The 15,014-nt window shown below is 61.4% G+C and carries 15 protein-coding genes; 7 read left to right on the top strand and 8 right to left on the bottom strand.

What is annotated here, in order from left to right; genetic code table 11:
• Positions 1-166: 166 nt before the first annotated feature.
• Complete coding sequence (locus AB4O36_RS08465) at positions 167-1,909, top strand: phosphoethanolamine transferase CptA (protein ID WP_460123514.1); 1,743 nt, start codon at positions 167-169, stop codon at positions 1,907-1,909.
• A gap of 190 nt (positions 1,910-2,099) precedes the next feature.
• Here AB4O36_RS08465 and AB4O36_RS08460 read toward each other — a convergent pair whose 3' ends face one another.
• The 3 genes from AB4O36_RS08460 to zapE form a co-directional block, all read right to left on the bottom strand.
• Positions 2,100-2,594, bottom strand: a complete 495-nt coding sequence (locus AB4O36_RS08460) for a GNAT family N-acetyltransferase (protein WP_460141462.1) — start codon at positions 2,592-2,594, stop codon at positions 2,100-2,102.
• Positions 2,595-2,808: 214 nt separating this feature from the next.
• Positions 2,809-3,390 carry a DinB family protein gene (locus AB4O36_RS08455; protein ID WP_460123508.1) on the bottom strand — a complete coding sequence of 194 codons (582 nt, stop codon included), beginning with the start codon at positions 3,388-3,390 and terminating at the stop codon, positions 2,809-2,811.
• 17 nt (positions 3,391-3,407) lie between these two features.
• Positions 3,408-4,529, bottom strand: coding sequence for a cell division protein ZapE (zapE, locus tag AB4O36_RS08450; protein ID WP_460123506.1), 1,122 nt, complete (start codon positions 4,527-4,529; stop codon positions 3,408-3,410).
• A 209-nt stretch (positions 4,530-4,738) separates the two neighbouring features.
• Here zapE and AB4O36_RS08445 point away from each other — a divergent pair, with 209 nt between their 5' ends.
• Complete coding sequence (locus tag AB4O36_RS08445; protein WP_460141461.1) at positions 4,739-5,791, top strand: aldo/keto reductase; 1,053 nt, start codon at positions 4,739-4,741, stop codon at positions 5,789-5,791.
• A gap of 55 nt (positions 5,792-5,846) precedes the next feature.
• Here the strand turns inward: AB4O36_RS08445 and speB are convergent, their stop codons facing one another.
• Positions 5,847-6,806 (bottom strand): agmatinase, encoded by a 960-nt coding sequence (gene speB / locus AB4O36_RS08440; protein ID WP_460141460.1) that lies wholly within the window; start codon positions 6,804-6,806, stop codon positions 5,847-5,849.
• A 19-nt stretch (positions 6,807-6,825) separates the two neighbouring features.
• The gene (locus AB4O36_RS08435) at positions 6,826-7,929 is read right to left on the bottom strand and encodes a polyamine ABC transporter substrate-binding protein (RefSeq protein ID WP_460141459.1); all 1,104 of its coding nucleotides are present in this window, start codon (positions 7,927-7,929) and stop codon (positions 6,826-6,828) included.
• A 101-nt stretch (positions 7,930-8,030) separates the two neighbouring features.
• Here AB4O36_RS08435 and AB4O36_RS08430 point away from each other — a divergent pair, with 101 nt between their 5' ends.
• From AB4O36_RS08430 to AB4O36_RS08420, 3 genes are all read left to right on the top strand, one after another.
• Entirely contained in the window at positions 8,031-8,924 is an 894-nt protein-coding gene (locus AB4O36_RS08430; RefSeq protein WP_460141458.1) for a LysR family transcriptional regulator, read from the top strand.
• A gap of 89 nt (positions 8,925-9,013) precedes the next feature.
• Positions 9,014-10,480, top strand: coding sequence for a nucleobase:cation symporter-2 family protein (locus AB4O36_RS08425; RefSeq protein WP_460126654.1), 1,467 nt, complete (start codon positions 9,014-9,016; stop codon positions 10,478-10,480).
• 54 nt (positions 10,481-10,534) lie between these two features.
• Entirely contained in the window at positions 10,535-11,008 is a 474-nt protein-coding gene (locus AB4O36_RS08420; RefSeq protein ID WP_460123494.1) for an LEA/WHy family protein, read from the top strand.
• 46 nt (positions 11,009-11,054) lie between these two features.
• On the opposite strand, the gene AB4O36_RS08415 is transcribed toward AB4O36_RS08420, so the two are convergent.
• Positions 11,055-11,978 (bottom strand): carbon-nitrogen hydrolase family protein, encoded by a 924-nt coding sequence (locus AB4O36_RS08415; RefSeq protein WP_460141457.1) that lies wholly within the window; start codon positions 11,976-11,978, stop codon positions 11,055-11,057.
• A gap of 83 nt (positions 11,979-12,061) precedes the next feature.
• Between AB4O36_RS08415 and AB4O36_RS08410 the strand changes: the two genes are divergently transcribed.
• The gene (locus AB4O36_RS08410; protein WP_460123489.1) at positions 12,062-12,970 is read left to right on the top strand and encodes a LysR family transcriptional regulator; all 909 of its coding nucleotides are present in this window, start codon (positions 12,062-12,064) and stop codon (positions 12,968-12,970) included.
• A gap of 9 nt (positions 12,971-12,979) precedes the next feature.
• Here the strand turns inward: AB4O36_RS08410 and AB4O36_RS08405 are convergent, their stop codons facing one another.
• Positions 12,980-13,234: a hypothetical protein gene (locus AB4O36_RS08405; RefSeq protein ID WP_368557814.1), complete on the bottom strand. Its 255-nt coding sequence runs from the start codon at positions 13,232-13,234 to the stop codon at positions 12,980-12,982.
• A gap of 162 nt (positions 13,235-13,396) precedes the next feature.
• On the opposite strand from AB4O36_RS08405, the gene AB4O36_RS08400 reads away from it, so the two are divergent.
• The gene (locus AB4O36_RS08400; RefSeq protein WP_460123486.1) at positions 13,397-13,714 is read left to right on the top strand and encodes an ElaB/YgaM/YqjD family protein; all 318 of its coding nucleotides are present in this window, start codon (positions 13,397-13,399) and stop codon (positions 13,712-13,714) included.
• A gap of 133 nt (positions 13,715-13,847) precedes the next feature.
• Here the strand turns inward: AB4O36_RS08400 and AB4O36_RS08395 are convergent, their stop codons facing one another.
• A complete protein-coding gene (locus AB4O36_RS08395) occupies positions 13,848-14,888 on the bottom strand; it encodes an Ldh family oxidoreductase (protein ID WP_460123483.1) in 1,041 nt (346 codons plus the stop codon).
• Between the last annotated feature and the right edge of the window lie 126 nt (positions 14,889-15,014).

The raw sequence follows: 15,014 nt of genomic DNA, 5'->3' as shown, positions 1-15,014 counted from the left end.
AACAGCCCCTGAGCTGTTTCCGAAATGCCATTACGATTCGCTCACGAAACTTTCACAACCGCTTGTTGATACTTCGGCTCTTTACTGGCCGCGGCATCCGCGCGGCTACCGTTCGTCGGAGATTTTCAGTCCCGACGGTGGCATGTGATTCTGCCTGGAGCGCACGATGGTTTTTTTCAAACGCAGCGAGTCGACTGCGACAGGGTTCGATTGGGCCGGATTTCTCTGGCTGTTCGTGTTCTTCTGGTATTTCTCCGGCATTACCCAACTGCTGATTCAACTGACCGGCACCTCCGGCTTCACGGGTTTTCGCCAAGCCTTCGTGATGAGCGCCGTCTGGCTGGCGCCCATGCTGCTGTTCCCGAAACAGACCCGCGTCATGGCGGCCGTGATTGGTCTGGTGCTGTGGGTCTGCTCCATGGCGAGCCTCGGGTATTTCTTCATTTACCAGCAGGAATTCTCCCAAAGCGTCATCTTCATCATGTTCGAGTCGAACGTGTCTGAAGCGGGCGAGTACATGACCCAGTATTTTGCCTGGTGGATGGTGCCAGCGTTTCTTGCCCATACGCTGTTTGCCTACTTCCTGTGGACCCGCTTGCGGCCGGTGTACCTGCCACGTGGCCGTGCACTGATCGCAGCCACCGCCATCGTCGTGGCCGTCGTCGGCTATCCGCTCGTCAAGCAGACTCTGCGCGCCGGCAGCTTCGCTGAAGGTTTCGAGAAATTCGAGACTCGCATCGAACCCGCCGTGCCATGGCAGATGGCCGTGGCTTATCACCGCTATCTCGATACCCTGGCAGGCATGCAGGACATGTTGAGTAGCGCCAACAAGGTCGCACCACTGCGCAACTTCAAGGACGCGATGGCCAATCAGCCGGCGACGCTGGTGCTGGTGATCGGCGAATCCACCAACCGCCAGCGCATGAGCCTTTACGGCTATCCGCGCGAGACCACGCCGGAACTGGACAAACTCAAGGATCAACTGGCGGTATTCGATAACGTCATTACTCCCCGCCCCTACACCATCGAGGCATTGCAGCAGGTGTTGACCTTCGCCGACGAGGAAAACCCCGAGGCGTACCTGTCGACACCGTCGCTGGTCAACATGATGAAACAGGCGGGTTACAAAACCTTCTGGATCACCAACCAGCAGACCATGACCAAGCGCAACACCATGCTCACCACCTTCTCCGAACAGGCCGACGAGCAGGTGTACCTGAACAACAACCGCAACCAGAACGCCGCCCAGTACGATGGCGACGTGATCGAACCGTTCAACAAGGCCCTGGCTGACGCAGCACCACGCAAGTTGATCGTCGTGCATCTGCTGGGTACGCACATGAGTTATCAGTATCGCTACCCGTCGAGCTTCGACAAGTTCCAGGACCGCAACGGCGTACCGTCGGGCGTGCGTGATGACCAACTGCCAACCTACAACAGCTACGACAACGCAGTGCTGTACAACGACTTCGTGGTCTCGAGCTTGATCAAGGACTATGCCAAGACCGACCCGAATGGCTTTTTGCTGTACCTCTCCGACCACGGCGAAGACGTGTTTGACTCGGCAGGTCACAACACCCTGGGCCGTAACGAAAACAAACCGACAGCGCCGATGTACACCATCCCGTTCATGGCCTGGGCCTCGCCGAAATGGCGTGAAACCCATGACTGGAACTTCACGGGTGACCTGGACCGGCCCTACAGCAGTTCGCACCTGATCCATACCTGGGCCGACCTGGCGGGCTTGAGCTTCGATGAGCTGGACCGCAGCAAGAGCCTGGTCAGTGCCCAGTTCAAGGCGCGCCCGCTGTTGATCGGCGATCCCTATGCGCGTGAGCAGAAGGCCCTGATCGACTTCAGCCTGATCAAGCCCAAGAAGCCGGGACCGGCGGATGTGGTGGCCAAGTAATCCTGTCAGGGGCCGATTCCGGCCCCTTTTTCATGGGCGCCGGTCATCGGTGTGCCAAGCCGCGAATCAAACCCAGCCAACCCGCGAAGTCAAAGTGTCGGATGATCAGACGGCGCAGGTGACCGAGCGGTATAAACAGTGATCCCGTAGGAGCGAGCTTGTCTCCTACAGATACAGGTTCAGATCGGATTTAATTCAGTGGCTTGGTCCAAAACAGCATCCGGCCGTGCGCCGGGTCGAACATGCCCGCAGAGAAACCGAACTTGGTGTAGGACGACTGGGCAACCGCATTGCCTTCCAACACTTCCAGAGTGATCTTGCAGCAGCCACGCTGGCGGGCGATGTCCTCGACCTTTTGCAGCATTTTCTGGCTCAGACCCAAGCCGCGGAATTGCTTCATCACCACGACGTCATGCACGTTGACCAACGAGCGACAGGCAAACGTCGAAAACCCCTCGAAGCAATTGACCAGCCCTGCCGGCTCGCCACCGACAGAGGCCAGTACAGTGAATGCATACGGCCGTTTGGCCAGTTCCTCCGGCAGGTGCTCCAGCACTTCGGTGGGCAGCGAGTGCCCGCCACCCATCGGGTCTTCGGCGTAATGATTCAACACGACGCGCAACGCCTCGGCATGCACAGGGTTGGTGTAACTGGCTTGCAGCACAAGAATTTCAGCGGATTCCATTTCCACCCTCAAAGACACGTTTAACAGCGAGCGCTGACCCTATCGCGGGCGCACAGAGTGACGCAATGGAAATAATGACTTCAATTGTGGGAGCGGGCCTGCTCGCGATGAAACACAAAGAGCGCCTCGGGCTGTCACCCCCCCTGATTATCGTTCAAGACCATCGCGAGCAGGCTCGCTCCCACAGACAAGCAGAGGGCATAACCCCCGACCTTCAATGCCCCCAGATCAACGCTTCGGTCCAGCCCAGTTCGGCAAAATCCGCTGCCCGCAGACCCGACTCGCCGGCGCAGAAGAATTCGTCCAGTTGTGGCGGTGCAACCGAGGTGCCGCTGAGCATGGCGTGCACCTGACCGCGATGATGGATCTGGTGCTCGAACAGGTGCGACAACAGGCGCAGGCGGCTGTCGTGTTGCGGGGTGTCGCGGGCGATGGTCACGATCTTGCCCAGGTCGGCGTCGCGCAGTTGCTCGCAGTAGGCTATCAGCCGGCGATCCACCTGGATCTGTTCGCGCTTGAGATCTGCGGCGTCAGTGAAGGGCTCGTCGGCACTGAAAAATACATGACAGTCCGGGTGCGGCTCATCGGCTCGCAACTCTCGCTCCAGTGCGTCCACATAAAACCAGTCGCAGGTCAGGATGTGATTGAGGGTCGCTCGCAGACTGGGGAAGAAACTGACCCGCGGCGCTGCCAGCTCCTCGGCGCTCAACCGCTGCCACGCCTTGGCCAGTCGATGATTGGCCCACGCATTCTGGTAGGCCATGGTGAGCAAATGATGGGACAAGGGCTGATTCACGTTCGCGCTCCCAGGGTTCAAGCCTCGGCAAAACGTTGCAACTGCATTTCCTGGAGGCGGCTAAGCGTACGGCGGAACGCAAACTCCAGATAGCCCTCGGTGTAGAGCATTTCCATGGGCACTTGTGCTTCGAGGTACAACGGTACTTTGCGGTCGTAGCATTCATCCACCAGTGCGATGAAACGACGGACGCCGTCGTCATGCACCGACAACTGCGGCAGCTCGCGGTCGCCCGCCACCACCCGTTCGGCCCCGTCTTCAGTGCCTCGGGCGATGCGCCCTTCGCGTTTTTTTGCGCTGAGGTTGGGCACGTCACTCAACAGAATAGCCCTGAAGGTATCGCACAGGGCCATGAAATCCATGGCCGCCAGGGGTTGCTCGCAAAGGTCGGCGTAGCGCGTCCAGAGCACGCTATCGCTGGCCCTCACGACGTTCAATGAACGGTAGCCGACCTTGATCGGCTCGGGGCGGACCGACTGGCCGGCGGTCAGGGTCTTGAACACCTCGGCCAAAGCACTCGGCTGACCCGGCTGGGCCACCCAATAGCGCTGCAGGCCGGCGCCGGGATGCAGGCGATGATCTTCACCGCCGTCCACCGCGATCACCTGCATGTGCTGCTTGATCGCCTCGATGGCGGGCGTGAAGCGCTCCCGGTTGAAACCATCGGCGTACAACCCATCCGGCGGCTGATTGGAGGTGCAGACCACCACCACGCCGTGGTCGAACATCACCTGGAACAGGCGCCCGAGGATGATCGCGTCGCCAATGTCATTGACGAACAGCTCATCGAAGCACAGTACGCGCACCTCTTCGCTCAACTCTCGGGCCAGGGCCTTCAGCGGGTCGGCGGTGCCGGTCAGTTGAAACGAACGCTGATGCACCCAACCCATGAAGTGATGGAAATGCTGGCGTCGGGCCGGAACCTGCAGGCTCTGATAAAACTGGTCCATCAGCCAGGTCTTGCCTCGCCCGACCGGCCCCCAGAGGTAAACGCCCGACACTGGCCTGTGATCGCCTGCATGCAGCGCTTCGTAGCACTTTTGCAGCGCCCACACGGCATGTTCCTGGGCCTCGTCCTGGACGAAGCCCTTCTGTTCAACCGCCTGTTGCCAGGCACTTAACGGAGAGTTCACATTCATGCGCGGCAGTATGCCATCGCCCGGCCGTGACTACAGGGAAATATCCAGCCGCGTGATCTTGCCCTGCTCGTCCCCGGATAACGCTTGTCAGTAGCCCTCTGGCGCTTTTCACCGCTTATAAAATTCGACTTGACTCGATACATGAGTAGCATCATCTTAAATACATGTCTTAAAACATCTATGTAGCGTCTCGTCTCAGGAGTCTTCCCATGCATTACAAAGTGTTCGGCCGAAAAACCGGCTTGCGGGTCTCGGAACTGGCGCTGGGTGCCGGCAATTTTGGAACCGGTTGGGGGCATGGCGCCGAGCGCGACGAAGCCACCCGCATTTTTGACGGTTACCTGGAAGCCGGCGGCAACTTCATCGACACCGCCAACGGCTATCAGGGAGGCCAGTCGGAAACCATGCTCGGCGAACTCATTGCCTCTGAGCGCGACCGGCTGGTCATCGCCACCAAGTACACCCTGGGGACTACACCGGCAGCGGGCATTTCCCACACAGGCAACAACCGCAAGAACATGGTTCGCGCCGTGGAAGAAAGCCTGAAACGACTGAAGACCGATCACCTTGATCTGTTCTGGGCGCACATGAGCGATGGCGTGACACCGATGGAAGAGATCCTTCGCGGTTTTGACGATCTGGTGCGCGCCGGCAAGATTCACTACGCCGGGCTGTCGAACTTTCCGGCCTGGCGGATCGCCCGTGCCGACGTGCTGGCCGAGGTGCGTGGCTTTGCACCGATTGCCGCGATTCAGGTGGAATACAGCCTGGTAGAGCGCACCGCCGAACGGGAAATGCTGCCGATGGCCGAGGCCCTGGGGCTGGCCGCCACGCTGTGGTCGCCGCTGGGTGGCGGTTTCCTCACGGGCAAGTACCGCAGCAACGATGGCGACAACCGCGCCAGCAAACTCGGCATGCTGGTGCATGCTGAAAAAAGCGCTCGCGAGACGGCCCTTCTCGATGCCTTGCTTGCCGTGGCCGCTGAAGCTGACGCCAGCCCGACCCACGTGGCCATTGCCTGGTTGCTGGAAAAGGCCCGGCGCTCGACGACCGCGCTGATTCCGATTCTGGGGTCGCGCTCCCGTGAGCAACTGGACGGGACGCTGGGGGCATTGAGCCTGAAACTGAGCGCGCAGCAGGTGGCGCGACTGGAGGCGGTCAGTGCAGTGGATGCCGGCGTGCCCCATGGCACCATCATTGGGTCGGCACCACGGTATTCAGGGGTTGAGACACTGGATCTGCCGGTTATTCCGGTGGCTTGATCCGCCAGTTGAATTGATCGTTCCCACGTCGTGGGAACGATCAGGCACAAGAGGGTTACAGGTCCACCTTGTGTCTGGCGGCATACAGGCACAGCATTTCCATCGCCAATGTCGCTGCCGCCAGTGAGGTAATGTCCGCACTGTCGTAGGCTGGCGCCACCTCTACCAAATCCATGCCCACCAGATTGATCCCGCGTAACCCGCCAAGGATCTCCAGCGCCTGCACCGTGCTCAGGCCGCCGCACACCGGCGTGCCGGTGCCAGGGGCGAAAGCGGGGTCGAGGCAGTCGATGTCGAAGGTCAGGTACACCGGGTGATCGCCGACGCGCGCACGAACGGACTCGACAATCGCGTCCACCCCACGGCGATGCACCTGCCGCGCGTCCAGCACCTGGAAACCCCGATGATCGTCATTGGTGGTGCGCAATCCGATCTGCACCGAGCGGGACGGATCCACCAGCCCTTCGCGCGCGGCATGCCAGAACATGGTGCCATGATCGACGCGCTTGCCCTCCTCGTCCGGCCAGGTATCGCTGTGGGCGTCGAAATGGATCAGTGACAGTGGCCCGTGTTTGCGAGCGTGGGCCTTGAGCAGCGGATAGCTGATGAAGTGATCACCGCCAAAGGTCAGCATCGCGCAACCGGCCTGCAAGATGTGCTCGGCGTGGGCTTCGATAGCCTCCGGTGTCGAGTGCGGCGAACCGTAGTCGAAGTCGCAATCGCCGTAGTCGATCACCGCCAGATGGTCGAACGGATCGAATGCCCACGGCCAGTGCCGTTCCCAGGCAATCCCGGTGGACGCCGCGCGAATGCCCCGTGGTCCGAAACGGGCGCCGGGGCGGTTGCTGGTAGCGGTGTCGAACGGCACGCCGCTGACCGCCACGTCAACCCCGCGCAGGTCGCGGCTGTAGCGACGACGCATGAAACTGGTGATGCCGGCGTAGGTGCTTTCCGCGGCCGTGCCGTAAAGACTGTCACGGGTTATGGCCTGGTCGTTGAGTACTGGGACGTCCATCGGGTGCTCCTTCTGATAATTACTGACGGCTACGGAAAGCGGTCCACAGGCGAGTGCGCTGGCGCAGGTCCTTGAGGCTCATGCTTCGGTCGGCGTACAAGCGTTCGCGCACCTCGGCCAGCGGATAGATGTCCGGGTCGTTGCGCACCGCTTCATCCACCAGCGGGGTCGCTGCCCCGTTGGCCGTGGCGAAAAACAGCGTGTTGGTCAGCGCAGCCACCGACTCGGGGCGCAACATGAACTCGATGAAGGCACGGGCCGCTTCGGGGTGTGGCGCGTCCTTGGGGATCGCCAGGTTGTCCTGCCACACCAACGTGCCTTCCCGGGGAATGCGATAAGCCACCTCAAAGGGCTTATGGGCCTTGCGCGCCTGGTCTGCCGCCATACTCGCATCGCCGTTGTAGGTCAGTGCCACGCAGACGCTGCCGTTGGCCAGGTCGCTGATCTGTCGGCCACTGGCGACATACAGCACATTCGGCTGCAACTGACGCAGCAGCACATCGGCGGCTGACAGATCAGCCTTGTCGGTGCTGTAGGGATCTTTACCAAGGTAGTGCAGCGCCAGGCCGATCACTTCCTGGGGCGAATCGATGATCGCCACGCCGCAGTCTTTCAGCTTGCTGGCATATTCGGGCTTGAACAGCAGATCGAGGCTGTTGAGCGGCACGTCGGGCAAACGTTGTTTCACCGCTTCGACATTCATGCCAAGCCCCAGAGTGCCCCAGGTGTACGGCACGGCATAACGGTTGCCGGGATCAACCACCGCGAGTTTTTCCAACAAGTCGGGATCGAGGTTGGCGTAGCCCTTGAGCTCTTCGTGAGCAATCGGCTTCAACGCGCCCGCCGCCAGGCCTCGCGCCAGCACGCTGGACGACGGCACCACCACGTCATAACCGCTGCCGCCAGTGAGTAGCTTGGTTTCCAGCACTTCCGACGAATCGAAGGTGTCGTAGCGCACCTGGATCCCGGTTTCTTTCTCGAACCGCTCCAAGGTTTCGGGGGCGACGTAATCAGCCCAGCTGTAAAGGTTGACCGTTTTACCCTCGGACGGCGCCTGCGCGTGCGCCGACACGGCCACGGCAAGGAACAGCGCGGGGGCACACCGCTTGAATGAAGGAGCCATGACGCACACCTGAGCAGAGGAAGTGGTTGCAGCATGAAGCGCCTGTTACATTGAAAAAATACCAAGTCAGTTACCCTGACATTATTGCGGAGTACTGTTTGATGCTCGGCCAACTTCATGATGTGGATCTGCAACTGCTGCGCCTGTTCGTCAGCGTGGTCGAATGTGGCGGTTTCAGTGCAGCCCAAGGCGAACTGGGCCTGAGCCAATCGAGCATCAGCCAGCAGATGGCGCGCCTGGAAACCCGTCTCGGCTACCGCTTATGCAGTCGCGGCAAGGGCGGATTCCGGATGACGCCCAAGGGCGAGCAATTGCTGTTGGCCACCCGCGAGCTGTTTCAGTCCATCGAAGTGTTCAGGCATCAGTCCAACGGCGTCGCCGGACGCCTGCTCGGTGAAGTGCGCCTGGGCTTGTCCGAAGCTCTGGACCAGGTTGTGCTGCAACAAGTCGCCGACGCGATCCGGCGCTTTCGCGAGCGCGACGAATCGGTGCGCATCGAACTGATCAGCGCCATGCCGGGAGAAATGGAGCGCCTGCTGTTGCAGCAACGGCTGGACTTGGCTATCGGCTATTTCTCTCAGGTGCAGAGCGCGTTCGACTACCGCGAACTCTTCGTCGAAACCCAGCACCTTTATTGCGCTGCGGGCCACCCGCTGTTCACCGGCGATACCCCGGACGACCTGGTCCTGCAGGCCAGCGACCGCGTCGATCACCCCTACCGCTTCCTGCGCAGCCAGGAGCCGTTTCAGGGCCAACGTTGTTCGGCGCGCTCGGAACAGGTCGAAGGCACCCTCGCCTTCATCCTGTCCGGCAAACATGTCGGCTACCTGCCCAGCCACTTTGCCCGCAATTGGGAGGACAAGGGATTGCTGCGGGCGGTGCGCCGCAATGATTTGAGTTTCGACGTGACGTTCCACCTGGCCCGCCACCGCGCGCAGGTGCCGGGGGACGCGCAGAAGGCGTTCGAGGAGGATTTGTTGGAGGCGTTTGCCTGAAGGAGGATCATTCGTTGCCCTTGCTGCCGGCTGCTGGCATCCTGCGCCTCCCTTTTCCGACCCGGCCGCCTTTCGGCACGCAAACCATCATGATCGCCTCTGAAAAAGCTACCGCCCCGCGCCACAGCGACTTGCTCTACGGCCTCGATGACCGTCCGCACCTGACCGCCACAGTCTTCGCCGCCCTGCAACACGTGCTGGCCAGTTTTGTCGGGATCATCACCCCGACCCTGATCATGGGCAGCGCCCTGGGCCTGCAAAGCGAAATTCCCTACCTGATCAGCATGGCGCTGTTCGTGTCCGGGTTGGGCACGTTTGTCCAGGCGCGGCGCATCGGGCCAATCGGTTCGGGTCTGTTGTGCCTGCAAGGCACCAGCTTCTCGTTCATCAGCGTCATCCTCAGCGCCGGCTTCATGGTCAAGGCTCGGGGCGGCGGCACCGATGAGATTCTGTCGACCATTTTCGGCGTGTGCTTTTTCGCTGCGTTCATCGAAGTGGTGTTGAGCCAGTTCATCGGCAAGCTGCGCATGTTGATCACGCCGGTGGTGACCGGGACCATCATCACCCTGATGGGGCTGTCGCTGATCAAGGTCGCCATGACCGACATTGCCGGCGGCTTCGGTGCGACGGACCTGGGCGCCGCCAGTCATCTGGGCCTGGCAGCCCTGGTATTGGGAACCATCGTGGTGCTCAACCGGGTGGATGTGCCATTCCTGCGCCTGGGCGCCATCGTCATCGCCCTTACCCTCGGCTACTTCGTCGCCTGGCTCATGGGCAGCGTGGATTTCGGCAACATGCCGCAAGTGCCCCTGATGAGCGTGCCCGTGCCGTTCAAGTACGGTTTCAATTTCGACTGGGTGGCCTTTGTGCCCGTGGCGGTGATTTTCCTCGTGTCGCCTCTGGAGGCTGCTGGCGACCTGACAGCCAACTCGATGATCTCGCGCCAGCCGGTCAAGGGCCCGGTGTACATCCGCAGAATCAAGTCAGGCTTGTTGGCAGACGGTCTCAACTCGGCCATGGCGGCCGTGTTCAACAGCATGCCGATGGTCACGTTTGCACAGAACAACGGCGTGATCCAGCTGACCGGCGTCGCCAGTCGCTACGTGGCGCTGTTCATCGCCGGTCTGCTGGTCCTGCTGGGTCTATTCCCGATGATCGGCGCAGTGCTGCAACTGATGCCCAAGCCCGTGCTCGGTGGCGCCGAACTGGTGATGTTCGGCACCGTGGCGGTGGCGGGCGTGAAGATCCTGGCCGAAGCCGGCCTGCATCGGCGCAACATGTTGATCGTGGCGATTTCCATCGGCATGGGCCTGGGTGTGGCGGCGGTGCCGGAGGTGCTGCGCGAACTGCCCAAGGCGCTGCATAACATCTTCGAATCGCCGATCACCGTCGGTGCGTTGTGCGCTATCGTGCTCAATATCTTCCTGCCCGAAGAATTCATCGAGCTGGAAGAGGACGATTTCGACCCGGAAGCCTCGATTCTCCAGGTCATGGAAAACCCGGCCGCCAAGGATGAACCCGCGCTCGCTGAGGTTGTCGCACCTTTGAACCGATAGGCAAGCTCAAGGCCGAGCCCCTGCGGTTCGGCTTTTTCCTTTAGAGAGCATGCCATGCGCCGTGTCCACGCCCTTGTCCTTTGCCTCCTGCTGCTCACCCTGAGCGCCTGTGCCCTGTTGCCCAACCGCGACCCGCTGAACATCAACGTGGTGGGCTTCGAACCGTTGACCAGCCAGGACATGGAAGTGCGTTTCGCGGTAAAGATACGCGTGCAGAATCCCAACGACACCGCCATCGACTACAACGGCGTGGCCCTGGATCTGTCGGTCAATGGTCAGCCGCTGGCGTCCGGGGTCAGCGATCAATCCGGCTCGATTGCGCGATTTTCCGAGACGGTGCTGAGCGTGCCAGTCAGCGTCTCGGCGTTCTCGGTCCTGCGCCAGACCCTGGGCCTGAGCCAGACGCAAACCCTGGACAACCTGCCTTACGTCCTGCGCGGCAAGCTGGCGGGCGGCTTGTTTGGCACCATGCGGTTCAGCGACAGTGGCAAGTTGAGTTTGCCGGGGGCGGCTGCAGGCACCTGGTAACCTGTCGTGCAGAGCCGCTCCCACAGGGGGATGTGTGCAACAGCAATCAATGGATAAATTTCACCCCGGGCTTGGCCCGCTCATCCACCGTCAACTCGAACACATCCGGCCGCGCATAGTGACCCACCACATCGTAGTCATAGCGCGCACGGATCAGTTCGTCAGTGTCAATCTCGGCGGACAGTAATCCACGTTCGCCACGCAGTGGCCCGGCAAGGACGTCGCCCATGGGACCGACGATCACGCTGCCACCGGCAATCAACGGGCGGTCTGCCGGCCAGTTGGCGATGTCCATGCCCAGCGCTTGTGGCGAGTCCTGGACCTGGCAGGCACTGACCACAAAACAACGGCCTTCATGGGCGATATGGCGCATGCTCACCTGCCACATCTCGCGCTCATCCACGGTCGGCGCGCACCACACCTCTACGCCTTTGGCGTACATGGCAGTACGCAGCAGCGGCATCATGTTTTCCCAGCACACCACCGCGCCGAGGCGCCCGACCTGGGTGTCGATCACCGGCAAGGTCGAGCCATCGCCTTTGCCCCAGATCAGCCGCTCGGTCCCGGTGGGCATCAATTTGCGATGCTTGGCAACCAGGCCCGCCTGCGGGTCGAAATACAGCGCGGTGCAATACAGGGTGCTGCCATCCCGTTCGATCACGCCGATCACCAGGTTCGCCCCGGTGCGAGCCGCCAGGCCTGCCAGCGCCTCGGTTTCCGCGCCAGGGACGTCGATGGCGTTGGCGAAATAACGGGCGAAGGCTTCACGCCCTTCCGGCAGTCGATAACCCAGTTGCGTGCCGAAGCCCTCGCCTTTGGGGTAGCCCCCCAGCAGCGCTTCGGGCATCACCACCAGCGCCGCGCCGGCCGCCACGATGGCGTTTTCGTACGAAAGAATCTGCTCCAGGGTTTCAGCCTTGCCCCCGGGCAGAGCGCCGATTTGCAGTGCAGCAACGATAGACTTGGGCATCACGCCTCTCCATTCACATCAGGTGTTGCTCATTCTCGGGCCGCGCGTGATCATGAATAAAGACCGTTTCACTGCTGAATGATATGAACCAGATGAATATCGCCAATCTTGATCTCAATCTGCTCAAAGTATTCGAAGCGCTGCATGAAGAGTCCAGCGCCAGCCGCGCGGCGTTGCGCCTGGGGGTGACGCAATCGGCGGTCAGCGCGGCCTTGCGCCGGCTGCGCGAAGTCTACGGTGATCAATTGTTCGTTCGCACCGGTCGCGGCCTGGCGCCCACGCTCAAGGCCAACCAACTCAAGCCCGTGCTGAGCGAAGCGCTGAGCAAATGCCGTCAAAGCCTGGCAATGGTCGATCCAGCGGCGCATCACTACGATGGCCGTTCGGTGACGGTGGGTCTCTCGGACGATTTCGAAATTGCCTACGGCAGGCGCCTGATCGAGGATATAGCCCGCCGCGCACCGAAGCTGCGCTTGATCTTCCGCCAGACTCACAGCCAGATCGTTGCCCAGGCGTTGATGGAGCGCAGCATCGACCTGGCGATCACTGCGGGCGGGTTTGCGGAGCGTCTGCTCAGTCGCCAGGTATTGGGTGAAGGCGACTATCAGTGCCTGGTCGACCCGGTCAGCCTGGTACAAGGACAGCACCGCCTGAGCCTTGAAGAGTTTGTCGCCCGCGAGCACATTCTGGTGTCCTCGGGCGGTTTCATCGGGATCACCGACGAAGGCCTGGCTGCAGTGGGTTTGAGTCGGCGGGTCTGCGCCTCGACCACGCATTTCGCCGCGCTGCCGCACCTGCTCAAGGGCAGCCAGGCAGTGGCCACCATTCCGGCCCACGCCGCACAAAGCATCGCGGCGCTCACCGGCCTGGCGGTGCTGCCCTGCCCCCTGGCATTACCGCGCTACCCGGTCGAACTGGGCTGGCGTACCAGCACGCAACTGGACCCGGTGGTATTGAAAGTGCGCGAGGCAATTGTCGCCTGCTTCGCCTGAGCGTCAGTGCTACTTGTTGGCCGCCATCAAGCGATTGACTTCACTGCGTACCATGTTGGCAAATTCCGGCGGTGACATGCCGTCCAGTTCGGCGCGGACCCACTCGGCCCACTTGCCCTTGCGCTTGGCCCGCTCGCCGAACAGGCGCCCCGCTTCGCCCTTGGCTTTACCGAGATTGCTCTGCCACAGTTCGAACAGTCGGGATTTCTCGTCCTCGATTTCCGCGCGCTCGGCGAGGGTTTTGTTGGCTAGATTGAAGCTCATGGGGAGTTACCTGTTGCGTAAATGGCTTCATATTACACTGTAGGAAGAAATACCCCGTGCTGGATTTTTGCCGAGTTGAGCCTACACGCAAAATCGCTGCAACTTTTCCCCTCGCGGCAGACTCCATTGTTCACTGCCCATTAACCCTCCAGGAGTAACCCAATGGCCCGTAAATCCGTCGCCCAAGCCGCCGAAGACCAAATCAAGGATCAGGCCTTCAGCGAGCTGCAAGCCTTGATCGAAGAATCGGAAAAACTGCTCAAGAGCAGCGCTTCGCTGGTCGGTGAAGAAGCAGACACCCTGCGCGGGCAAATCGCCCAGAAACTGCAGCAGGCACGCGACTCGGTGACCAGCGTGCGGGACCGTACGCTGCCAGCCGTTGAAGCGACAGAAACCTACATTGGCGGGCATCCCTGGCAGACCGTCGCGATCTCGGCGGGGTTTGGCCTGGTAGTGGGTCTACTGTTGGGCCGTAAATAACAACTGCCCACGCCCTTCCGTAGGAGCGAGCATGCTCGCGATGGTGGCCCAGTCACCGCGGGCATTCAGACAGCCCACGTTATCGTTAACGACCATCGCGAGCATGCTCGCTCCTACAGGGGACCGTTGCAGGTTACAGTCCTGCCAACTCCCGCAACCCGGCCAGCGTCTGCGCGTCCAGCGCGATGCCGTTGGCCATCGATTTCGCCCGCTGGTTATGCCGGCGATCCCCCGGCAAACGCTTGAGACCCACGCCGTGCATCTGCCGGACCAGTTCCTGGCTGCGTTCGGCAAAGCCCTGCCCAGCCGCCTTGCTGGGGTCGATGACGATCAACAGTTGCCCGGTCCAGGGCGTCTTCGCTCCCGGATGGTTCGACCAATCGAACTCGAAGGAAAAATTGCCTCCGGTCAAGGCCGCCGCCAACAGCTCCACCATCATCGATAACGCCGACCCCTTATGCCCGCCAAACGGCAACAGCGCGCCGCCTTCGAGGATCGCCTTGGGGTCTTGGGTCGGCTGGCCCAGGCCGTCCACCCCCATGCCCGGTGGCAGGCGTTCACCCTGGCGTGCGGCAATTTGCACATCGCCGTGGGCAATGGCACTGGTCGCCAGGTCAAACACAATCGGGTCGCCACCGGTCCGTGGCGCAGCGAAGGCAATCGGGTTAGTGCCAAACAGCGGCCGGTCGGCGCCATGGGGCACGACGCAGGTCATGCTGTTGACCACGCTCAACGCTACCAGCCCTTCATACGCGAACGGTTCGACATCCGGCCACAACGCCGCGAAATGGTGCGAGTTACGAATCGCCAGCACCGCTATACCCGCACTGCGGGCCTTCTCCACCAGCAAGGGCCGCGCGGCCGCCAGGGCGGGCTGGGCAAAGCCGCCGCCAGCATCGACCCGCACGAACCCGGACGCCACGTCCTCGACCACAGGCTCGGCCTGGCCATTGACCCAGCCGCTCTTGAGCGTCGACACATACCCGGGGATCCGGAACACACCATGACTGTGCGCGCCGTCGCGCTCGGCGCCGGCACAGTTTTCAGCCAGCACCCGGGCGACGTCGGACGAGGTGCCATGGCGCAGGAAAATCTTCTCAAGCAGTCCCGTCAGCTCGTCGAGGGTCAGGTTTTGAGAGACCGCAGTAGACACTTGTTCGTGGGGCGCAGACATCTGAAGCTCCAGACTAATTATTGGAGGGAACAACAGCGTTGATCGAGTTGCAGATTAATCACGGCAGACCGCCAGCCTGTCAACCTCTGCTCGTAACCTGTGCGCATGACAGACCACGGACGATGC

Source organism: Pseudomonas sp. S2_E01, from assembly GCF_054668365.1.
This window is presented reverse-complemented; position numbering and strand designations above follow the sequence as displayed.